Source organism: Streptomyces sp. NPDC031474 (genome assembly GCF_055581185.1).
On sequence record NZ_JBVIJX010000004.1, the window covers coordinates 15,172 to 37,272 of the forward strand.

General features: G+C 70.1%; 15 protein-coding genes and 1 pseudogene. 9 read left to right on the forward strand and 7 right to left on the reverse strand.

Annotation, left to right across the window (positions count from 1 at the left end; translation table 11 throughout):
* Positions 1–138 precede the first annotated feature (138 nt).
* Positions 139–942, forward strand: coding sequence for an SDR family NAD(P)-dependent oxidoreductase (locus ACZ5SK_RS08315; RefSeq protein WP_334578478.1), 804 nt, complete (start codon positions 139–141; stop codon positions 940–942).
* A 45-nt stretch (positions 943–987) separates the two neighbouring features.
* On the opposite strand, the gene ACZ5SK_RS08320 is transcribed toward ACZ5SK_RS08315, so the two are convergent.
* Both ACZ5SK_RS08320 and ACZ5SK_RS08325 read right to left on the reverse strand, forming a co-directional pair.
* Positions 988–1,728 carry a DUF4232 domain-containing protein gene (locus ACZ5SK_RS08320; protein ID WP_334578479.1) on the reverse strand — a complete coding sequence of 247 codons (741 nt, stop codon included), beginning with the start codon at positions 1,726–1,728 and terminating at the stop codon, positions 988–990.
* A gap of 224 nt (positions 1,729–1,952) precedes the next feature.
* Entirely contained in the window at positions 1,953–3,932 is a 1,980-nt protein-coding gene (locus tag ACZ5SK_RS08325) for a protein kinase domain-containing protein (protein WP_334578480.1), read from the reverse strand.
* 228 nt (positions 3,933–4,160) lie between these two features.
* On the opposite strand from ACZ5SK_RS08325, the gene ACZ5SK_RS08330 reads away from it, so the two are divergent.
* The 5 genes from ACZ5SK_RS08330 to ACZ5SK_RS08350 all read left to right on the forward strand — a co-directional run bounded on the left by ACZ5SK_RS08330 (position 4,161) and on the right by ACZ5SK_RS08350 (position 12,420).
* On the forward strand, positions 4,161–6,374 hold the full coding sequence (locus ACZ5SK_RS08330; RefSeq protein WP_468575590.1) for a protein kinase domain-containing protein: 2,214 nt from the start codon (positions 4,161–4,163) through the stop codon (positions 6,372–6,374).
* Between the two features lie 168 nt (positions 6,375–6,542).
* The gene (locus ACZ5SK_RS08335) at positions 6,543–7,079 is read left to right on the forward strand and encodes a GNAT family N-acetyltransferase (protein WP_334578482.1); all 537 of its coding nucleotides are present in this window, start codon (positions 6,543–6,545) and stop codon (positions 7,077–7,079) included.
* A 234-nt stretch (positions 7,080–7,313) separates the two neighbouring features.
* Positions 7,314–9,965: an RICIN domain-containing protein gene (locus ACZ5SK_RS08340; protein WP_334578483.1), complete on the forward strand. Its 2,652-nt coding sequence runs from the start codon at positions 7,314–7,316 to the stop codon at positions 9,963–9,965.
* 251 nt (positions 9,966–10,216) lie between these two features.
* A complete protein-coding gene (locus tag ACZ5SK_RS08345; protein ID WP_334578484.1) occupies positions 10,217–11,215 on the forward strand; it encodes a DUF1259 domain-containing protein in 999 nt (332 codons plus the stop codon).
* Positions 11,215–12,420, forward strand: coding sequence for a cytochrome P450 (locus ACZ5SK_RS08350; protein ID WP_334578485.1), 1,206 nt, complete (start codon positions 11,215–11,217; stop codon positions 12,418–12,420). Before ACZ5SK_RS08345 ends, ACZ5SK_RS08350 begins: the two co-directional genes overlap by 1 nt.
* Positions 12,421–12,441: 21 nt before the next feature.
* Here the strand turns inward: ACZ5SK_RS08350 and ACZ5SK_RS08355 are convergent, their stop codons facing one another.
* Positions 12,442–13,209 carry a DUF2637 domain-containing protein gene (locus ACZ5SK_RS08355; protein ID WP_334578486.1) on the reverse strand — a complete coding sequence of 256 codons (768 nt, stop codon included), beginning with the start codon at positions 13,207–13,209 and terminating at the stop codon, positions 12,442–12,444.
* Positions 13,210–13,224: 15 nt separating this feature from the next.
* Positions 13,225–13,371, reverse strand: a complete 147-nt coding sequence (locus ACZ5SK_RS08360; RefSeq protein WP_159424411.1) for a hypothetical protein — start codon at positions 13,369–13,371, stop codon at positions 13,225–13,227.
* Positions 13,372–13,938: 567 nt separating this feature from the next.
* Here ACZ5SK_RS08360 and ACZ5SK_RS08365 point away from each other — a divergent pair.
* Complete coding sequence (locus ACZ5SK_RS08365) at positions 13,939–14,487, forward strand: DUF4232 domain-containing protein (protein ID WP_334578487.1); 549 nt, start codon at positions 13,939–13,941, stop codon at positions 14,485–14,487.
* 362 nt (positions 14,488–14,849) lie between these two features.
* A pseudogene (locus tag ACZ5SK_RS08370) lies at positions 14,850–16,067 on the forward strand (RNA-guided endonuclease InsQ/TnpB family protein); the annotation flags it as partial.
* A gap of 64 nt (positions 16,068–16,131) precedes the next feature.
* Here ACZ5SK_RS08370 and ACZ5SK_RS08375 read toward each other — a convergent pair.
* Together ACZ5SK_RS08375 and ACZ5SK_RS08380 are read right to left on the reverse strand one after the other, a co-directional pair.
* On the reverse strand, positions 16,132–17,490 hold the full coding sequence (locus ACZ5SK_RS08375; protein ID WP_334578488.1) for a phosphatase PAP2 family protein: 1,359 nt from the start codon (positions 17,488–17,490) through the stop codon (positions 16,132–16,134).
* 210 nt (positions 17,491–17,700) lie between these two features.
* Positions 17,701–19,143, reverse strand: coding sequence for an alpha/beta hydrolase (locus ACZ5SK_RS08380; RefSeq protein WP_334578489.1), 1,443 nt, complete (start codon positions 19,141–19,143; stop codon positions 17,701–17,703).
* Positions 19,144–19,472: 329 nt separating this feature from the next.
* Here ACZ5SK_RS08380 and ACZ5SK_RS08385 point away from each other — a divergent pair, with 329 nt between their 5' ends.
* A complete protein-coding gene (locus ACZ5SK_RS08385; RefSeq protein ID WP_334578490.1) occupies positions 19,473–20,489 on the forward strand; it encodes a zinc-dependent alcohol dehydrogenase family protein in 1,017 nt (338 codons plus the stop codon).
* 53 nt (positions 20,490–20,542) lie between these two features.
* On the opposite strand, the gene ACZ5SK_RS08390 is transcribed toward ACZ5SK_RS08385, so the two are convergent.
* Positions 20,543–21,895: a COG1361 family protein gene (locus ACZ5SK_RS08390; protein ID WP_334578491.1), complete on the reverse strand. Its 1,353-nt coding sequence runs from the start codon at positions 21,893–21,895 to the stop codon at positions 20,543–20,545.
* Between the last annotated feature and the right edge of the window lie 206 nt (positions 21,896–22,101).

The window sequence follows — 22,101 nt, forward strand, 5'->3', positions numbered from 1 at the left end:
CCGTCATCCTGACATGTTCCAAAACCGCATGTCTCCTATGTGAGACCTTCGCTGGTGGAATACCTGGATCAGCAGCACGCTGGAGGAGCAACAGCAGGCAATTCACGCACAGCAATGCACGGATGGGGAGCACCAGTCATGGCGAAGACGTGGTTCATCACGGGCAGTTCGAGGGGGTTCGGCCGCGAGTGGGCAGAAGCGGCGCTCGAACGCGGCGATCACGTCGCGGCGACGGCTCGGGACGTCAGCGCGCTGACCGCTCTGGCCGAGCGGTACGGGGACGCGGTACTGCCGGTCCGGCTCGACGTCACCGACCGCGCCGCGGTGCATGAGGCGGTGCAGCTCGCCCATTCGCATTTCGGTTCGCTGGATATCGCGGTCAACAACGCCGGCTACGGGCATTTCGGCATGGTCGAGGAATTGAACGAGGACGACCTCCGGGCTCAGATGGAGACCAATTTCTTCGGCGCGATGTGGGTCACGCAGGCCGTGCTGCCTCTCATGCGGTCGCAACGCTCGGGAAGGATCCTGCAGGTGACCAGCGAGGGAGGTGTACGCGCATTTCCCGGCATCGGCGCGTACCACGCCTCCAAGTGGGCTCTTGAGGGGTTGTCGGAGTCCCTGGCACAGGAAGTGGCAGCCTTCGGCATCCACATCACCAACGTCGAGCCCGGCCCCTATGCCACCGACTGGCTGGATCGCGGGGCACGGCACAGTGCGCTGCACCCGGACTACGCCGAAGTCCACGCGGCCACCGCGCAGGATTTCGAGGTGGGCGACCCGCGCGCGACCCGCGACGCGATTCTCCGGATCGTCGATGCGGAACGGCCCCCGCTGAGGATCTTCCTCGGCAAGTCCTTCACCGACGTCGCCGCTCTCTACGAGGAGCGTCTGAGCACCTGGCGCCAGTGGCAGCCGGTCTCCCTGGCTGCGTTCGGCTGAGCGGGAGCCCCGGGCGTCGGTGGTGGGCGTGGCTCGCTGCCGGTCTTACTTGCCGGAGCCGACGTGGTAGCCGACCGGGTCGACGTAGACGTCCGGAGCGTTGCCGCTGGACGCGGAGATGGTGAAGGCGAGACCGTTGAGATTCACGATCTCCGAGACCTTCTCGTTGGGCGGGGTGACGTCGAGCCGGGTGTACTTCTTGCCGGAGCCGCTGGTGTCCGGGATGTAGCGGAGCAGGAAGCGGGTCTCCTCGCCGGGCCCGATGGTGACGGTGGGCGCCGAGGCGTCGGTGCGGGCGGCGTCGGGCCCGGTGTCGCCCAGTCCGTCGGGGCCCACGAGCTGGACGCCCGGGAAGCCGTGCATGCTGCACTTGCTGGAACCGGTGTTCTTCAGGTTGACGACTATCTCGTTCTTGGTCCCGGTGGAGGAGGCGCTGAAGGCGAGACGGTCGGTCTTGCACATGGAGCCCGACGTCGAGGACTTCGCCTGGGCGGCGGTTCCGCTGCCCTTGCTGGAGCCGCTGGTGCCGCTGGAGCCGGAGGAGCCGGACGAGGAGGAGGAGCCGGACGAGGAGGAACCCGAGGTCGAGCCCTGGCCGCCGCCGGAGGTACCGCCGGTGGAGGTGCCGCCGGTGGAGGAAGTGCTCGCGCCCGTGGAGCTGCTCGCGGCGGTGGACGTGCTGGTCTTGGCGGAAGCGCTCGATCCGTCACCGCTGCCGCACGCGGTCAGCGAGAGGCCGGCAGCAGCGACGACGAGGGCGAGGGCGGGCATCTTCTTGACGCGCATCGGTACTCCTGGGAAGCGGTGTCGTATCGGCCGCTCGCTCCGGCTGAGCGGCCTCGGTTGTTTCACAGGAGGCCTGCGCCGGACGATGCGTTGCGGTGGGAGTTGCACCAGGACACCGCTGTGACAAGGGAGTTGATGCGCCGTTACGGACGGCGGAGAAACACGGACAGACCGGTGTGGTCAGTACTGCGGGGCGACGTCGTGTCCACCCCTCGGCGGAGCCGTCAGGACCAGTGCCACACCTGGTTGACGCTGCCCGCGCATCCCCAGCCCTGTACCGGCTGACCGTCCTGCCCGGAAGTGGAGGCGTCGGCGTCCAGACAGAAGCCGTCCGGGACGCTGACCAGCGTTCCGCCGCCGCCCAGCTGCCACGTCTGGGCGCTCAGCCCGTCGCAGCCCGTGGCCTGTATCTCCTGGCCGTTCCGGCCGGTCGTGCCGGCGTCGGCGTCCAGGCAGAGATGGCTGCCCCGATTGACGACGCGGTACTGAGAGCCCTGGCCGGCCACGCGGTACAGGGCCCACTTCTGGGCGTCCGTGCCGTTGCACCCCCACACCTGGACGTCCGAGGCGCGATTGTCGAGGCACCGGGCGACCGAGGCGGCGTTGACGCTCTCGGTCACCGTGACCGAGCCGGCCCGGACGGTTCCGCGGGGCAGGGCGTACAGGAGCTTCCTGGTCTGCGCGTCGACCTTGCCGTCGACGGTGAGGCCGGCCTCGGTCTGGAAGGCCCTGACCGAGGCGACGGTCGCGGCGTCGAAGTCCCCGCTGACCGGGACGTAGAGGCCATGGGCGTCGAGGAGGAGTTGCAGGGCCTTGACGCAGGCGCCGGTGGCTCCCGACGCGAGCTCGGCGCGGCACGCGGCGGTGCGGAGGTCCGGTGTCCCGGAACCCTGCGTGGTGGGGTCCTTCGTCGCCGCCGCACTCGGCGACAGTTTCGCCGCCTGGTCCGCCTGCGACGGGGAGGACGTCCGCGCCTTCGGTGAACTGCTGGGCGTGGAGGCCGGGTTGTCCGTCACGGTCGCCGACGTGTCCGGCCCGGGGGCGGCCGTCGTAGAGGAGTGACTGTGCGGCAGCAGTGCCACGGTGACGGCCGCGGCGACCGCGACACACACCGTGGCGGCCGCGCCCACGATCAGCTTCCTGCGCCTCCCGGGAGCGGGGGTGGCAGGGGAATCGGAGGCAGGGGAGTCGGAGGCGGCGGAGCCGGCGGGAGGGTCCGCGGGTGGCGCGGGGGCGGCGGTGAGTCGTCCATCGAGAAGGGGTGCCTTTTTCGGCGCGGACCGTGACGGCCGCTCGGTCGGCGCGGGGAACTGGTGCCCGATGGCGGTCCGGAACACCGTCTCCGGTGAAGGGCGCGATTCGGGCTCCTTGTCCAGGCAGGTGCGGATGAACGCGGCCAGTTCCGTGTCGACGGCCGCCGCCTTCTCGAGGACCTCCTCCTTCGGCGGTTCGAAGGCGACCCGGTGCAGGACGTCGACACCGGTGCCCTCACCGAACGGCGCCTGCCCCGTGACGGCGTAGGCGAGGGCGGAGGCCAGCGCGAAGACGTCGGAGGCCGCGGTCACCTCCTTGCCCCTGACCTGTTCCGGGGACATGTAGGCGGGGGTTCCCACGTTCTGGCCGGTGACGGTGATCGAGGTGCCGTCGGTGGCCTGGACGACACCGAAGTCGATGACGCGGGCGCCGTCGGCCGCCAGGATCACATTGGACGGCTTGAGATCACGGTGGACGATCCCCGCGCGCCAGATGGCCTCGACCGCACGGCCCATGTCGGCCAGCAGCCGCCAGGCGGCCTGCGCGTCCATCGGCCCCCGCGCGTCGACGAGTTCGGCGAGTGTCGGCCCGGGGACGTACTCGGTGGCCACCCACACCAGGTCCTCGTCGCAACCGCTGCCCAGCAGCCGCACGATGTGCGCCCCCTGGACGCGGTCGAGGGCGCCGACCTCCCGCTCGAAACGCTTCCGGAACTGGGGATCCTCCGCGTATTCGGGCCGGATCACCTTGACCGCCGCCAGGCCCGACCCGCCGGTGGTGTCCTGGCCCAGATAGACCCGGCCCATCCCGCCACTGCCGAGCACCGACATCAGGACGTACGGGCCGACCCGAGTGGGGTCGGTCTTCTTGAGCGGGACCGGAGGCGGGGGCTCCATGCCGGCCGCGGCGTAGGCGAGCGCGCTGGACCGGCCGTGGTGAGGGACAGACATGGGAATCCCGGTCTCTCGCGTGACATGTGCGACGTGCGCAACGTGCGCGACGTGCGCGACTGATGTCGGTCAGCGTGGAGACTATCGCAACATTCTTTCGACAAAAGCGAGTTGGTGTTCGAGTCAACACTTGCCGACAGCTCGTGATAGGCGCGGCTCCGTTTCCGGGGAGGCAGGCCCTACTCTGATCCCCGTGAGACAGGCCGGCGCTGGGAAGGATGATCGGCGATGACGCCCCTGAGCACCGGGGACCCGGAGTCCATAGGCGGCTACACCCTTCTCGGTCGGCTCGGGGCGGGCGGCATGGGAGTCGTCTATCTGGGAGTCTCCGCCTCGGGACGGCGGGTCGCGGTCAAGCTCGTGCACGGGCCGTATGCCCAGGAGGAGGAGTTCCGGACGCGCTTCCGGCAGGAGATCGCGGCAGCGCGCAGAGTGAGCGGAGCCTTCACCGCGCCTGTCGTGGACGCCGACCCGGACGCCGAACGGCCGTGGATGGCGACGCTCTACATGCCGGGGCTCACCCTTTCCGAAGTCGTGAAGCAGGACGGCCCGTTGAGCCAGCGGCACCTGCGCGCGCTGGGGCTGGGGCTCACCGAGGCGCTGCGCGACATCCACCGGGTGGGCCTGGTGCACCGGGACCTCAAACCGGGGAACGTCCTGATGACCGAGGACGGGCCGCGCGTCATCGACTTCGGCATATCGCGCGCTCCTGACAACCAGAGCTTCACCACGACCGGTCGGATGATCGGCACTCCGCCCTTCATGTCGCCGGAACAACTGGCGTCTCCCCGAGAGGTCACCCCGGCCTCGGACGTGTTCTCGCTGGGGTCGCTGCTGGTGTTCGCGGCCGTCGGCACGGGACCGTTCAACGCCGACAGCCCGTACATAACCGGCTATCAGGTGGTGCACGGGACCCCGGACCTCGCCGGGGTGCCGGAAGCGCTCCTGGGCATTGTCGAGCGCTGCCTGGACAAGGAACCTGCCGCACGGCCGGAACTGACGGACATACACCGCATGCTCCAGGCGCTGCCGGAATCCGACGCCACCGGGTCCCCGAAGACCGGGCAGTCCGCGAACCCCCGCCGCCACCCCACTTCTCGGAGCGCGGCCACCACCTCCGCGGGCGCCGCGACCGACACCCGCACCAACACCCCCACCCCCACCAACACCCCCACCAGCACCGGCACCGGCACCGGCACCGGCACCGGAAAGCGACGCCGAGCCCGGATGCTGCTCACCGGCCTCGGCGCGGCGTTGGCCGTCACGGGGCTGGGTATCGGGGTGGGTGTCTTCGTGTCCGGTCAGGACACCACCGCCGCGGCCACCGCCACCGCCACGACCACCGCCCGTGCCGCGTCACTGCCCGACGGCTGGCGGCCGTGGCGGACGGAGCTGCGGAACGCCGTGAAGGGCATCCCTCTCGACTACGACAGCCCGGGATGCGTGACGGAGGGAAGCGCCCTGTTCTGTGGCGGTACGGGCTTCACGGTCGCCAGGATCGACGCGGCCTCCGGCCGCACCCTGTGGCGGACCGGCACCCGCCCGCAGAGCGCGCGGCCGATCGGCGTCCGCGACGGGCTGGTCTACATGTACGAGGAACCGGACGACAGGACCAGGCGCGTGGTGGCCCTCGACGCCGCTACCGGGCACCGGCGGTGGCAACGCGACATCAACAAGTCCCAGGACGCGGTCCTGTACGACGGCGGACTGCTGACCCTGTCTCCCGACTACTCGTCGTTCGTGGCCTACGGGCCGTCCGGCAGGGAACTGTGGCGGGCGCCCTCACTGAACGAGGTCTGCACTCCGTCGGCACTGGGAGGCGCCCCCTACGCCCTGTGTTCAGCCGGCACCGAGCCCGGCCAGGCCCCGGTCGAGCTGATGAAGATCGGACCCGGCAGCCTGACCGAGACCGCCACACTGCCCAAGAAGGCGGAAGCGCTCGGCGCGGTCGGCGGGCAACCCCTGTTCCTCGCCCCCCAGACCGCGAAGGACGTGTACGAATCGGGGTACGAACGGCCGTACAACGCGCTGCTGCGGGTGGCCCCGAACACCGGGCACGTCAGACGGATACCGCTGGCACATCCGCTGACCGGCACGGCCACCCTGGTGGACGGCGTCGTCTACGTCGTCCGGTCCGACGGGACGGTCACCGCGGTGTCGGCGGACAGCGGCAAACAACTCTGGCAGAAGGTGACGGACGTGGAGAGTCTGTCCGCGCCCGCGGTGTCAGCGACGTACAAGCGGGTCTACTTCTCCAACCGCTTCGGCCGTCTGCTGGCACTGGACAGCCGCACCGGAGCGGAGGTCTGGCGCACCTCCGCACTGGACGCCCCCGGGGACAAAGCGCAGGACTCCCCGCCGCGAGTGCTGCTCGTCAAGGACGCGATCGTGGCGATGGCCGGCGACACGGCCTTCTCCCGGAGCCCGGACGGGCCCACCTGACCGGCACAGCTCGGCCGTCCGCCCAGGTCAGCTCTTGAAGGTCCTCAGCCATGTGCCGGCCTCGGGGTCGTCGGCGGCTCCACCCCGGCGGGCGAGGCAGAACGTGGGGCCCTGGGTAGCCTGAGCCGCGCCGCGCGCTTCCACTCCCACCGTCGATCGGACGCTCTCATGCTCAGTCAGCCCATCACCGAGGGGGCCGAGCTCCGCGCCCTCGAACCCTGGCGGGCGAAGGAGTTCTACGAGTTCGTCGCACGCTCCGGCTCCCATCTCGCTCCCTGGATGCCCTGGGCGACGGACATCGACGATGTGGCCAAGGCCGAACGCTGGTTGCAGGGCTACGCCGACGACCAGGCCCGGGACGGCAGGCGCGTCCACGGCATCTGGCTCCACGGCCTGCTCGTGGGAGGAGCCGGGTTCGCCACCTTCGACGCCCGGAACGGAACCTGCTCGTTGGGCGCCTGGCTCGCACCGGAGGCGCGGGGCCGCGGGCTGGTGACAGGGGCCGCCCGCCTCATGATCGAGTGGGCGCTCGGCACCCGAGGCATGTCCCGGGTCGAATGGTCGGCGGCCACCGGAAACATACGCAGCATCGCGGTGGCGAAACGACTCGGCATGGAGCGCGAGGGGGTACTGCGCTCGGCCTTGGCGCTGGACGGCGTCCGACACGATGTGGAGGTCTGGTCGCTCGTCGCCGACCGGAGGTGACAGCGCGGCGGCGGTCGCAGACCATGACCGGCGCGAGCAGAACGTCGTGTCCGAGGGTGCGGACGGCTACCTCCGCGCGACCTGCTGACCCCGCCGAGCGCCGCGCGCAAAAGAAGTTTTCGGCTCGTGGCAACCCTGTGCGGGGCCTGTGACCACAAGAAGGCGGATCCAGCCGTTCCGGAGCCTGGATCCGCCTCACCTCTGGTGAATGGCACGCAAGGAGAACGCCTCCCCATGAACGACCCCACGAACGGCGGGCGCCGCGGGCGCCATCGCCGTCGCTGGACCGCCACCGCCGTGCTGCTCGGTCTGCCCCTCGCCGTCGTGCCGTATGTCCTGTTCACGCAGGAGGACTCGCAGGCCGCGACGGTCGACGGCAATGCCTACTACCGGCTGGTCTCCGTGCGCAGCGGCAAGGTGCTGGACGTCAACGGCTTCTCCACCGCCGACGGCACCCGTATCCAGCAGTGGACCGACCAGAACACCGCCAACCAGCAGTGGAAGCTGAAAGCCACCGGGGACGGCTACTACGAGCTGGTGAACCGCAACAGCGGCAAGGTGCTGGGCGTAGCGGGCGATTCCACCGCTCAGCGGGCCGCCGCCGAGCAGCAGACCGACAGCTCGTCCGCCTCCCAGGAGTGGCAGCTCAAGGAGGTGAGCGGTTCCGACGCCGTCACCTTCACCTCCCGCAGGAGCGGCCAAGTACTGGACGTCCTCGGAGGCTCCAAGGCCGAGGGCGCGGCGGTCGTCCAGTATCCGAGCAGGGGCAGCAGCAACCAGCAGTGGAAGCTGGTGAAGACGGCCGAGACCCGGGCGTCCGGGACCGGCGGCACCCAGGCCACGGCCGCGGCCGGACCGTATGTGTGGAAGAACGCCCAGGTGGTGGGCGGCGGTTACGTCACCGGGCTGGTGTTCAACCAGCGGGAGAAGGGCCTGCTGTACGCGCGCACCGACATGGGCGGCGCCTACCGCTGGGACACCGGGGCCGAGCAGTGGATCCCGCTGACCGACTGGATCGGCGAGAAGGACTGGAACCTGCTGGGCATCGATTCGCTGGCCACCGACCCCGTCGACCCCGACCGGCTCTACCTGGGGGCGGGTACCTACACCAACGAGTGGGCGGGCAACGGCGCGATCCTGCGCTCCACCGACCGGGGCCGCACCTTCAAGCGCACCGAGCTGCCGTTCAAGCTGGGCGGCAACGAGGACGGCCGCGGGGCGGGCGAACGGCTCGTGGTCGACCCCGCGGACCACGGCACCCTGCTCCTTGGCACCCGCAAGAACGGCCTGTGGCGCAGCACCGACTACGGCGTGACATGGAGCCAGGTCTCCTCGTTCCCCGTCAGGGACGGGGCGAGCAGCGGCGCGGGCATCTCCTTCGTGACGTACGGCCCGGCCGGCAGCAGGACGGTCTACGTCGGTGTCGCCGACAAGTCCACCTCCCTGTACCGCTCCACCGACGGCGGCAGCACCTGGCAGGCCGTCTCCGGACAGCCCACCGGACAGATGCCCCAGCACGGCGTGGTCTCCGGCGACGGCTCGCTGTACCTGACGTACACCGACGCCCTCGGGCCCAACGGCGTGACGGGGGGTTCGGTGTGGAAGTACACGCCGGCCCGCGGGGCGTGGAAGGACGTCTCCCCGTCCCGGGGCGGCTACGGGTTCTCCGGTCTGGCCGTCGACCCGCAGAAGCCGTCCACGGTGATGGTCACCACCCTCGACCGCTGGTGGCCGCAGGACGAGCTCTACCGCACCACCGACGGCGGTACGACCTGGAAGGCACTGGCCGCGACATCGGTGCGGAACGCCTCCGCCGCTCCTTACGTCGGTACCGGCATCGGGCACTGGATGACCGCCCTGGCCATCGATCCCTTCAACTCCGGGCATGTGCTGTACGGCACCGGCAACGGCATCTGGGGCAGCGAGGACGCCACCGCCGCCGACAGCGGCGGCACCAGCCACTGGACGGCGGGGGCCCGGGGGCTGGAGGAGACCGCTCTGGCGGACGCGATCGCCCCGCCCGGCGGCGCCACCCTCATCACCTCCATGGGCGACCAGGGCGGTTTCCGTTACGACTCCCTGGCACAGGTGCCCGCCGGGCGGCTGAAGAACCCGATGATGTCCAGCAGCACCGACATCGATTTCGCCCAGTCCAACCCCGCGGTGATGGTCCGCGTCGGCCGTGGCGGCGAGCAGGACGGCGCCTACTCCACCGACGGCGGCGGCAGCTGGAACGGCTTCAGGGCGGAGCCGGTGGGCGGCGCCGACAGCGGCCATGTCGCGGTCGCGGCGGACGGCTCCACCATCGTCTGGACCGAGGCCGGGCAGGCCCCGTACCGCTCGACCGACAAGGGGGCCGGCTGGTCGAAGGTCGGCGGCCTGGGCGCCGGCGCCGTGGTCGTCGCCGACCGCTCGGTGGCCAAGACCTTCTACTCACTGTCCGGCGGCACGCTCTACGCCAGCACCGACGGCGGCGCGACCTTCACCGCCCGTGCCGGCAACCTGCCCGCCGGCCGGCTCACGGCCGTTCCCGGCGTCGCCGGGGATCTGTGGATCTCCGGCGACGGCAAGGGGCTGCTGCACTCCACCGACGGCGGCCGCACCTTCACCACGCTCAAGACGGTGCAGTCCGCCTCCGCCCTCGGCTTCGGCAAGGCCGCGCCGGGCGCCTCCTACCAGGCCCTGTATCTGATCGGCACCGTGAAGGACGTCACCGGCGTCTTCCGCTCCACCGACAAGGGCGCCACCTGGCTCCGCGTCAACGACGACGCCCACCAGTGGGGCGCCATCGGCGCCGTCGGCGTCATCACCGGCGACCCCGACACCTTCGGCCGCGTCTATGTCGGCACCAACGGACGCGGCCTCCAGTACGGCGACCCGTCCTGATCCCGACGCCCGGCCCGTCCTGATCCCGACGCCCGAGCGGGGCCGCAGGCACAACGGCCTGCGGCCCCGCCTTGGCCGAGTACGCGTCTCTCGTGGCCGTCGACGAAGCCGGCCGTCGGTCAGGTCCCGGACGAGTCTCCGGGCCGCCGTCCAAAGGCGGTGGCCGGTTAGGCCACCTGGCGGGATGTGACTGTGCCGGTCAGCGGTCCACGGGGTCTTGCGTGCTTGCATCGCGCCAGGAGGCATACGACATGGATGACGAGCGACAGCAGGACCCCCGTCCCCGACTCACCGCGTCCCGGCGGCGGGTGCTGGCCGCGGCCGCCCTCGCGCCCACCCTCACCGGGGCGCCTGCCGAGGCCCGCGCCCTGTCCGCCGGGCCGAAACCCCGCGCCCTGGTCGAACCGGTGATGACCAAACTGGCGGACTGGGCGGCCGTGGGCGAGGCTCTGGGCCGGCCCGGTGACATGAGACGGTTCATGTACCACACGCCCTTTCCGCGCCTGGACCTCACGGTCTTCTCCCGGGGCATCCAGATCGACCCCGCGCTCGCCCTGGGCACACACGTTTCCTTCGTGCGGTACGCAGACCACAGCACGCTGTTGATGGGCGACGCGGTGGTCACCGAGGGCGAACTGCAGCGCTTCAGCGATGTGCTCCAGCAGCACGGGATCATGCAGACCGCCATCCACAAGCATCTGCTCGCCCACCAGCCGGCTGTCTGGTGGGTTCATCTGCACGCCCACGGCCACGACCCGGTCGCCGTCGCCCGCGGGCTGCGCGCCGCGCTCGACCGCACCGGCACCCCGCCCGCCGAACCCGCGACCTCCTCGCCGCCCGTCGACCTGGACACCGCCGCGATCGACGCCGCCATGGGCGTCAAGGGCACCGCCGACGGCGAGGTCTACAAGTCCACCTATGTGCGCCGCGAGACCATCGCCGACGGCCCGGTGATCCTTCCTCCGGGACTGGGCGCCACCACCTCCGTCAACTTCCAGCCGCTCGGCGGCGGAAGGGCCGCCATCAGCGGTGACCTGGTCATGATCGCGAAGGAGGTCCAGGGCGTCCTCGTGGCGCTGCGGCGCGGTGGCGTCGAACTCGTCGAAGTGCACCACCACAACCTCACCGACGAACCGCGCCTGTTCTTCGTCCACTACTGGGCCGTCGGCGACGCCGTCAGGCTCGCCAAGGCCATTCGCCGGGCCGTGGACACCACCAACGTCGTACCCATGCTCGGAGGAGGCGCCTGATGACCGCGGACGACGAGACGGTCTTCTGCCCGTTCGACTTCAGCGAAGCACTGGAGTTCGACCCCGCGCTCGCGGACCTGATGCGGCGCGACTCCCCCGCGCGTATCCGGCTTCCCTACGGTGACGGGGACGCCTGGCTGGTCACCGGCTTCGACGCGGTCAAGCGGGTGACCACCGACCACCGGCTCAGCCGGGCCGCCATCATGGGCCACGACTACCCCCGGCTGACGCCGGAGCCCATCGTCTCGGCCGAATCGATCAACGTGATGGACCCCCCGCACAGCAGCCGCGTCCGCCGGCTGGCCTCGCAGGCCTTCACCCAGCAGCAGGTCGACGGCATGCGGAGCCGGATCGCCCGGCTCGCGGACGCCCTGCTGGACGAGATGGAGCAGGAGGGCTCGCCGGCGAACCTGGTCCAGCACCTCTCCGACCCGCTTCCGCAGCACACCATCCTGGACCTCCTCGGCGTCGAACGGGCGGAATGGCCCCGGATGCAGGAGTCCGTGCGCCGGCTGCTCGTCGTCGGCGCGGACAGCAAGGAGGCCGCGGCCAGCGCCAAGGCCGATCTGACGTCCTACTTCGGCAAACTCGTCGAGCAGCGCCGGAACTCACCCGGCGAGGACCTCATCAGCGCGATGGCCGCGGCGCGGGACGGCGACGACCAGCTCGACGACAGGGAACTGGCCGTCATGGCGCTGACGCTGACACTCAGCGGCCAGGACACGGCGACGTGCCAGATCAGCGACATCGCCTACCTGCTCCTGACGCGTCCCGAGCTGATGGAGCACCTCAGACGCCGGCCGGAGACCCTGACCGACGTCCTGCAGGAGATGCTCCGCCACATCCCGTTCCGCAAGGGGGTCGGTATCCCCCGGGTGGCGCTTGAGGACTTCGAGCTGGACGGCGTACGGATCCGGGCGGGCGACTTCGTCCACGTGTCGTACCTGACGGCGAACCGTGACCCGGAGCGCTTCCCGGACCCGCACGTCCTCGACCCCGAGCGGCCGTTCCAGCCGCACATGACCTTCGGCTGGGGCGGACACCGGTGCATCGCGGTGCCGTTGGCCATGGCGGAGCTGGAAGTGGCGGTCGGGCGCCTCTTGGAGCGCTTCCCCGGGCTGCGGCTTGCGGTGCCGCCGGAGGAAGTGCCGTGGGACACGGAGACGATCCGGCGGTTTCCGCTGGAGTTGCCGGTGGCTTGGTAGGCGACGAGCGCATCCCGTCCGCTACTGGCGGTGGCGGCGGGATGCCTGCCGTGGTGGCAGAGTCAAGGTGATCTGTCGGATGAGCTGCTGAAAGCAGGCCAGGGACGCGAGGGCGGGCAGCGCGGCTCCGGCGATACCGGTGAAGGTCCGGTCGGCCTGAGCCACGCACAGCATGATGGCGACCGAGGAAAACAGCACGACGATGAACCATGAGTGCAGGGCTCGGCGCCGATGCAAGGCAGTGCGGAGGATGGAGAGAGACGCCACCATCCAGGGGCCGTACACAAGAAGAGGCCACTGATGGATCATTCCGCTCTTCGTACCGGACGAAATGTTCTGCAGAGGCGCGTATGCCGCCATACCGCCGAAGACGCTGACCATCGCCACGATGACGGCGACGAATGCGACGATCACGAAACTGCCGGTCTGCAACCACTTGAGCTGGAGTTTTCCGGCTCGAGTCTTCCGATGCCCGACAGCTGAGCGTCGGATGGGCGGAAGCTGGGCGGTGATCTGCGCCAGGTTCTCCATCGGGCCGGTGAACTGGGCGCCGGCCGGGGGCTCGCTGCGAGGCGGCGGCACTCCGGCCGGCGGCTCCGCCGGGGCTGCCTCCTGCAGGAGATAGGCGAGTTCCTCGACCGGGTCCCAGCCCGAGACGGCGGGTCCCAGGGGAACCCCTGTGTCGAGGGGATCGACAGGACTGCCGTGCCAGTCGGCATCCGACCCGTACAGGGTGGCGTCGGGATGCCATTCACGTACAAAGGAGGGGTCCATATAGTCGTGATTCATGGAAACCCCCTCCCGTCACGCACAGTCCGCGTGACAGCCGGACTTTTCCTGGTCGTTCCAGCGCTGGTTGAGTTCCTTCTGGGCCGCCTCCAGGAGTGCGAGGAAATCGCGCAGCAGGGATTCGGTGACCTGGGGTTCGACCCGTGTTCGGTCCTCGCGCAAGACGCCACACGAATCAAGCACAGAGTGTGACGGACCGGTCACGTAAGTGTATTTCCCCATATTCACCTCCCCGGTCGCAGGCAGTTTGCTCTTCCCCGTGTCGCGCTGAGGCAAGCCATAGGGCCTAGCTTTCGTCATATCCCGCTAACGCTGCGCCCTCTCCTCCAGATGCGCGGCAAATGGGTGACTCCGACGCGGGGGAAATGTTGGGGAGAACGTTTATTAATTAATGCCATTGACGCCTCACCCGGCACGTTATGAGTCGAGTAGTTTTTATTCTCAAATCTTCTTGAGCAGTGCGCCAGGCGACCAGGCGCACCCCCTCCGTCGGCCGCCTGCACCGGTTGCCTGCGCCGGTTCCCCGTTCCGTCCGGCGTCCCGGGCAGGACACGTTTCCCCAGGTCAGAGATGGTTTTCGCGTTCCAGCGTCCCGGAAATCACGAGGGAATGGCGGCTGGGACGGATCGTGGCACAGGCTTGGGCCGTCCAAGCAGGGCGCCTCGCCGGACACGGTGCTCGTCCCTGCTTGAAGATCAATTTCCTTCGTACAGAGAAAGCAGTCCAGCCATGCGTATCGCCACCCGTTTCGCCTCCCGTGCGGCCGCCTCCTCCATGGTCGTAGCCGCCGCCCTCGCGGTCGTCGGATTCCAGGCCGCCGGGCAGGCCGCCTCCGCCGCCACCACGAAGGCGTCCTCCGTCGTCACCTGCACCACGGCGAACACCGCGCTGACCGTCACCGAGGCGGCCCGTCCGATCAACCACCTGCTGCTCAAGGCCACCAACACCGGCGCCAAGCCCTGCTACGCCTACAGCGCGCCGTTCCTGCGGGCCGGCGCCGACGCGCAGGCTCCGCTGCCGTGGGCCGACGAGACCATTCCGCAGTCCGTGCTGGTGCTCGAGCCCGGTCAGTCCGCCTACGCCGGCATCACGACGTCCTCCCCCGACGGCGAAGGCGGCGCCACCGAGAAGACGCTGGGCGTGTTCTTCGTCGACAGGAACGGCAGCTCGATCAACAAGGAGAAGACCCTGAAGCTGCCCAACGGCGGCGTCTTCTTCAACAGCGCCGCCACCGTCACCTACTGGCAGGACAACGCGGCGGACGCCCTGTCCTGGTAACAGCTGATCGCCGACGGACCTCACCCCTCTGAGGGCTCACGGGCTCACGGGTCCACGGGCTCAGAGGGGGAGGACTGCGGGGAACACGCCGTGGCCCACGTCGGGTTCGGTGAGGGCGAGCCAGCCGTGGCCGCGTACGCGGGTGGCGGGGCCGACCTGGCCCGGGTCGATGGAGGAGCACGCTACCGGGATTCATTCGCAGTGCTTCGGGGTCCACCCCGGGGGTGAAGCGAATCTCATGCCTGCGACGCGGAGCGTCGCGGTGTCGTTCCGGCGGAGCCGGGCTGTGCTGCGGTGACGGTGACGGTTCGCTCGAATGTTCCCGGTGACTGCACTCGTTCGACCTGCCTAGTGTGATCGTCATGCAGCTCCGGTACGCGTTTCGCCTGTGCCCGGATGCCGGTCAGCGGATCGCGTTGGCGAGGGCGTTCGGGTGCGCCCGCGTCGTGTTCAACGACGCGGTCCGCGCCCGTGAGGACGCCCGCAGGGCGGGCAGGGCCTTCCCGAAGGCGGGGGAGCTGTCCAGCCGTCTGATCACCGAGGCGAAACGGACCGTGGAGCGGTCCTGGCTGGGTGAGGTGTCCGCGGTCGTCCTGCAGCAGTCGCTGCGCGACGCCGAGGCCGCCTACAAGAACTTCTTCGCCTCCCTGAAGGGCACCCGCAAGGGTCCGAAGCTGGGTGCGCCCCGGTTCAAGTCCCGCAAGGACACCCGGCAGTCGATCCGGTTCACCGCCAACGCCCGCTGGAAGATCAGCGGCACCGGCCGGTTGTGCCTGCCGAAGATCGGGGCGGTGAAGGTGAAGTGGTCCCGTAGCCTGCCCGCCACCCCCACCTCCGTCACCGTCGTCAAGGACAGCGCGGGCAGGTTCTTCGCCTCGTTCGTCATCGACACCGACCCCGCCGACGCGAACCGGATGCCCCAGTCGGACCAGAGCATCGGCGTCGACCTCGGCCTGAGCCACTTTGCGGTGCTGTCCACCGGCGAGAAGATCGACTCACCCCGGTTCCTGCGCCGGGCTGAGAAGAAGCTGAAGAAGGCCCAGAAGAACCTGTCCCGGAAACAGAAGGGGTCGAGGAACCACGAGAAGGCCCGTCTGAAGGTCGCCCGCGCCCACGCCAGGGTCACCGACGCCCGCAAAGAGTTCCACCACCAGCTCTCCACCCGGCTGATCTCCGAGAACCAAGGAATCGCCGTGGAGAGTCTGTCGGTGGCAGGTCTGGCGCGTACCCGGCTGGCCAAGTCCGTCCACGACGCGGGCTGGACGGCGTTCGTGAACATGCTGGAATACAAAGCCCAGCGGTACGGACGCACCCTGATCAAGATCGGCCGGTACGAGCCGACGAGTCAGGTCTGCTCCACCTGCGGCGTCAAGGACGGTCCCAAACCCCTCAACATCAGGGAATGGACCTGTACGGCCTGCGGCACCCTCCACGACCGGGACCACAACGCCGCACTCAACGTCCAACAGGCCGCCGGACTGGCGGTAACAGCCTGCGGAGCGCCGGTAGGACCAGAACCCGTTCTGGCACAGCGCGAAGAAACAGGAAGCCACGGACTCCCCACCGGAAACCGCGCCGCGCAGCGGCACGGCAACCGGTGGAGAAGGCCAGAATCCTCGCCTTTCAAGGCGAAGAGCATGTCAATCACACCGGTTCGGGCTGGGGTTCCGGTTGCCGCACAAGGACGGTCCTCGGTTCCCACGCCGTGGTCGTCCGTACATAGCCGTAGACCACCGAGGTCATCGCCAGCAGCAGCAGGGGACCGTAGACCCAGGGGTGGCCGGCCAGTTGCAACGGCAGATAGCGGTACGACAGCAGGAGCGCGGTGAAGACCGTCGCGCCGTACGCGACCAGCCGGATCCCCGAGCGCTCCCAGCCGCGGTCGTACGTGCGCAGCGCTGCCTCGATCGTGAGCGCGAACACCACGCCGGCGAGGAGATCCGCGCCGTAGTGGTAGCCGAATCCCAGCGTCGCGGTCAGCGTGGCGATCAGCCAGAACGCGCCGGCGAAGCGCAGCGCCCTCGGGCCCTTGCGGGAATGGACGAAGATCGTGACAGCCCATGCCGTGTGCAGGCTGGGCATGCAGTTGCGCGGGGTGATCCCGTCGAACGGCATGGCGTGCGGGGCGGTGAGCGGCGTCGCCGTATCCGGCCACAGATCGGCCGCCGCCCACTGCGCGGTGGAGTGCGATTCCGACCACAGGCTGATCGCCGCCCAGTGCTGGGTGCCGTCGCCGAAGGCGAAGATCGGGCCGACCACCGGGAAGATCATGTAGAAGGCCGGTCCGAGGAGGCCGATCGCCAGGAAGGTGCGCACCAGGTGGTGGGTCGGGAAGCGGCGCTCGGCCGCCACGTTGCGCAGTTGGTACAGCGCGACGACGACCGCGGCGACGGGAAGCTGGCCGTAGACGAAGTCGAGGATGTTGAAGCCGGTCGCGCCGGTGGCCGTGACGATCCGGCCCATGAGCCATGACGGGTTGCCGAGCGCGTGATCGGCGGCCGCCACGTACTGGTCGAGCACCATGGGGCGGGTCTTCGAGGTGATGAGCAACCAGGTGTCCCCGGTCTTACGGCCGGTCATCAGCAGCAGCCCCAGCCCGGCGCCCTTCAGCAGCAGTGCCCGTTCACGGCCGGTGCGGCGCGTGACGGCGAAGACCGCACAGCCGAGAGTCACCCACAGCGCCCCGTTGCCGAAGGGGTGGCCCTCGGTCACCTTGATGTCGGCCGCCCACCGGACCACCACGAAGGCGAGGTCGATGCCGATCGCGGCGCCGATCGCGATGAGGCGCTGCCGCCAGGTGAACACCACCAGCATCAACGCCATGCTGGCGTACAGCAGACCGCCCGACTTGGGCGGGAACACCACCTCGCGCACCTGGCTGGTGATCGGCCCGCGCACGCCGTAGTGGCGCGCGGCGATCTCCAGCGCGAGGAGGAATCCGAGGCCCACCACGCCCACCGCGGTCCCCAGTATCACCCGTGGCTCACGCCACGAGGAGACCATGATTCTGCTCTTTATTCGCGAAAACAACCGCGGTGATATAGATATCAATTAATTGACCATTTTGTGAGAATTTAGCTGACCAGATCACTTATCGCGTCGGATGGCATGGCTTTCTGGTGAGGGGCGGGCAAGGGGGTGTTCGTCGCAAGGTCGAACATGCTATCGGCAGTCGCGCCGTGCCCGTAAGGACGGGAAACAACGATCATCGGTTCACTGCGCGCGGTCGCGGGCGACCGTCAGCGGGGCGGGGCGGTAGGGGACGTATGCCGCGCCGTCCAGGTCGAGGGCGGTGGCGGCGCGTTGGAGCGCGGCCGGGGTCGCGGCGTCGTCCCAGCGACCCGTGCCGACCCGGTGTTCCAGGGCGTGCAGGGCGGCCACCGTCTCGGCGGTGGTGAAGGTGCAGTGGCCCTGTCGTTCGACGTACGCCTGGCGCAGCAGCGCCCCGTCGCCGGAGGCTCGCACCCGGGCGGCGAAGCGGTTCTCCTGCTCCACCGGAACCAGGTTGTCGGCGGTGGTGTGGATGTCGAGCAGCGGCACGTCGAGGCCCTGGCCCGCGGAGGACGTCCGCCGGGCGGCGCGGACGGCGGCGGGGTCGGCGGTGATCGTGGCGCCCTCGGTCAGCGTGCGCAGGTCGCCGCGCAGGTCGAGGCCGGCGGCCCGGTAGAGGGCGCGGACCTGGGGTGCGTGCGCGGAACCGGCGAGCAGGTCGGCGTAGTCGACGCCCCGGTTCCAGGAGTTGTTGCCGCCGACGGACTGCTCGACGGCGTACCGGCCGCCCTCGACGAACGTCAGGATGCCCTGCGCGAACCACGCGTACTGCTGCTCCTGCTGACCCGCCCAGTCGGTCGCGGCGGGCCGGGCCTGGCCGGGCGCCCAGGCGGGCAGGTTGAGGAAGGCGGCGGCCAGGGCGACCCGGGCCCGGCCCTGCGCGGTGCGCTGGGCGGCGGTGACCGCCTCGGTGAGCAGGGCGGCGGTGGCGGAGGCCTCGGCGGCGGTGCCGAACCGCACCAGTTTCACGTCCTGGCCGGGCAGCAGCAGGCGGGCGATCGCGTACTCGGCGTCGAGCTGGTAGTTGTCCAGGTCGGTGGCGCCCGCGACCAGGCCGCACTGGCCGAGCGCGCCGTCGATGCGCCCGCCGCCGTCCCGGGCGATCTGCGCGTTGACGAGTCCGCCCATGGACTGGCCCATGGCCAGCGTGCGCCGCGGCTTGCCGATCTTCGCGGCGACGGCGTCGAGCGTGGCGAACTGGTCCCGCTCGGCGCTGTTCAGGGCCCACATCGAGCCGTTGGGGTCGTACGACGACCCGGCCATCGCATAGCCCTCGGCGAGCAGCGCGGTGCGTACGGCGTCGGTGGGGGCGTTCCTGGCGACGGTGGGGCCGAAGCCGTGGCTGAACAGCAGCAGGGTGCCGTTCCACTGCTCGGGGACGTCCGCGATCCAGGTGGCGCCGTCGGCGAGGGTGCCGGTTAGGTGACCGGCGGTCGGTGAGTCCGCGTGGGCGGCGACCGGCGCCGGGAGCGCGGTGAGCACCGCGGACGCCAGCGTGGTCAGGGCGGCCAGGGCGATGCGCAGACGGGGGCGGGTGCGGGGGGTGTGGGGGGTGTGGGGGGTGAGGGGGGTACGCGAGGTGCGGAGGCGGGTGCTGGCGGGCATGGGGGGCGGCTCCTCGGGCGAGTGGGGGGACGGCCCGCGGCTTGACCGGAGCCGATGCTCGGTGCGCTGAACGACGAAGACACCGAGGAACGTAGGGCTAAATTCTTACGGCAGTCAAGAGAATGCCCAACATAGCGCCCGCGCGCTCCAGGCCTAGGGGAGGCCTAGGGGAGGCCTCCGGGGAGAATTTCCTCCCCGGAGAGATTCCTCCCCGGAGGGATTCCTCCGCTTTCCGCGCGCGTCCCCGCGTGTGAGGCTCGAGGGAGAGCCGCTGTTCACGTCCCCCTGGCCGCGGCGCCAGAACCCCTCGCAGTGAAGGAACCACCATCATGCGCGGAGCAGTCATCCACGCCCCCGGCGACGTGCGCTTCGAGACCCTGGACGACCCCACGATCAGCCGCCCCACCGACGCGATCATCCGCACGGTCGCCACCTGCGTGTGCGGCTCGGACCTGTGGCCCTACCGCGGCGCGGAACCCATCGGCGACCCGCACCCGATGGGCCACGAATACGTCGGCATCGTCGAGGAGGTCGGCAGCGAGGTCGACAACGTCACGCCGGGACAGTTCGTCGTCGGCTCCTTCGCCACCTCGGACAACACCTGCGCGAACTGCCGCAACGGCTGGCAGTCCAACTGCCTGCACCGCGAGTTCATGTCCACCTGCCAGGCCGACTACGTCCGCATCCCCAACGCCCACGGCACCCTCGTCGCCACCGACGACCACCCCTCCGGCGACCTCGTCCCCGGCCTGCTCGCCGTCTCCGACGTGATGGGCACCGGCTGGTACGCCGCCCTCGCCGCCGAGGTCAAGCCCGGCGCCACGGCCGTCGTCGTCGGCGACGGAGCGGTCGGCCTGTGCGGAGTCATCGCCGCCAAGGAACTCGGCGCCGAGCGGATCATCGCCATGTCCCGGCACGAGCCCCGGCAGAAGCTGGCCCTGGAGTTCGGCGCCACCGACATCGTCACCGAGCGCGGCGACGAAGGCATCGCCCGCGTCAAGGACCTCACGAACGGCATCGGCGCGGACTCCGTCCTGGAGTGCGTCGGCACCGCCGAGTCCATGCGGCAGGCTCTGCACTCCACCCGGCCCGGCGGCAACGTCGGCTTCGTCGGCGTACCGCACGAGGTGGCGATCGACGGCCAGGAACTGTTCTTCTCGCACGTCGGCCTGCGCGGCGGCCCCGCGCCCGTCCGCCGCTACCTGCCCGACCTCATCGACCGCGTCCTGTCCGGCCGGATCGAGCCGGGCAAGGTCTTCGACCTCACCCTGCCCCTGGACCAGGTCGCCGAGGGCTACAAGGCGATGGACGAACGCCGCGCCATCAAGACCCTGCTCAAGCCCTGACACACCGAAGGCCCAGGTCACAGACCTGGGCCCGGTCGCTAGCGTCGCTCCCGTCAGGCGGACGGGTTGACGACCACCTTCGCGGTGTCGTTCCTGGGGTTCGGGTCGAAGCCGACGGACGTGTCGGAGTGGGGGTGGACGGTGACCCGGCCCGTCGCGTCGGGCACGACCCGGTCGATGCGCAGCCGGAACGGGAAGTCGACCTTCAGACGGGGCTTCGCCCACGTCGGCAGGGTGCAGGCGTAGTGGCCGATGGACGGGTCGTCGCCGGACGTCCAGGCGCTGTGGCAGGTCGCGGGCACGGACGTGGCGGTGGTGCCCGGCGGCAGGTAGTAGTCGATCACGGCGACCGGGTCGCCGGAGGCGACGTTGCCGACCCAGGCCGGGCCGCGGTTGACGAAGCGGAAGCCGGCGGTGACGGTGTCACCGGCCGCGCCGCTCGCCTTCGTGCCGTGCACGGCGAAGTCGGCGGTGTTGTCGGCGTTGATGTGCCAGGACCTGCCGTTGTCCGAGCTGTCGAGGTCGGTGGCGCCGCCGCCGGGCTCCACGTTGTAGTCGAACCGCTCGTACAGCGCGTGGTCGGTGACGGCGAGCCGCAGCGGCTGCGGCAGTTCGACGGTGGCGCCGGGCGCGACGTCGGTGTCGAAGGAGCAGGTCACGTACGTCATCGACGGGTACTGGCTGTCGTCGTCGTTCGGCCCGGTGTAGGTGCACTGCGGGTAGCGGGTGGCGACGTCCAGGCCGTACGTCGCCCACATCTGCACGCTGAAACCGTGGGCGGTCTCGTTGCCGGTGTTGGTGACGGAGTACGGCACGGTGAGGGTGGTGCCGGGCGCGACGCCGGTGAGGTCCTGCGGGGCGCCGATGCCGAGGTCCGGGCCGGAGCCGACGGTGACGAAGGTCTCCGCGGAGCCCTGCGGGGCGGTCAGCGTGCCGTCGGGGCCGCCGGTGGCCTCGGCGGAGTACTCGATCGCGCCCTGCGCTCCCACGGCGGCGCCGGCGGCGGCCCGCACCTTCAGCTGCACCTGCGCGCTGTAGCGGGTGGGCACGTCCCCGGTGTCGCACACGGCGACGGTGCCGGCGTCGTCCGGCGTGCAGTTGTCGGGCCAGGACACGTCGGCGATCCCGGCGAGTGAGGAGACGTCGACGGTCAGCCGGCCGCCGGTCACGGTGAAGTTGCCGTTGTCGTGGTAGAGGCCGAGCGCCAGCGACCGGTACTGCGCCGCGCCGCCGTCCGGAGCGACGGTGACCGCCTGCTCGTACGGCGCCTGGATCCACAGCTGATCGGACTGCGGCTCGTCGTCGGCGACGGCGAGCCCGCTCCCGAGACCGGCGACGACCAGCGCGCCCACGGCTCCGGCACATGCACCGCGACGCAGCACACGCCCGACGGAGACAGAACTCATGACATCCCCCAGAGATGACACAGAAGAAACCCCGGCGCGGTGACGGGCACCGGGCGCGACTTGGACGGCCTGCCGGGCCGAAAGGTTGTGCCCAACCGGCGCAGGACGCCTGGTTCTTACCGACTTCTTGATCACTCGCACACGGGCGGCAGCGCGGTGCGGGCGCCGATGCCGTGCGGGCGGCAGCCCCCGGTGTGGTGCTGGCT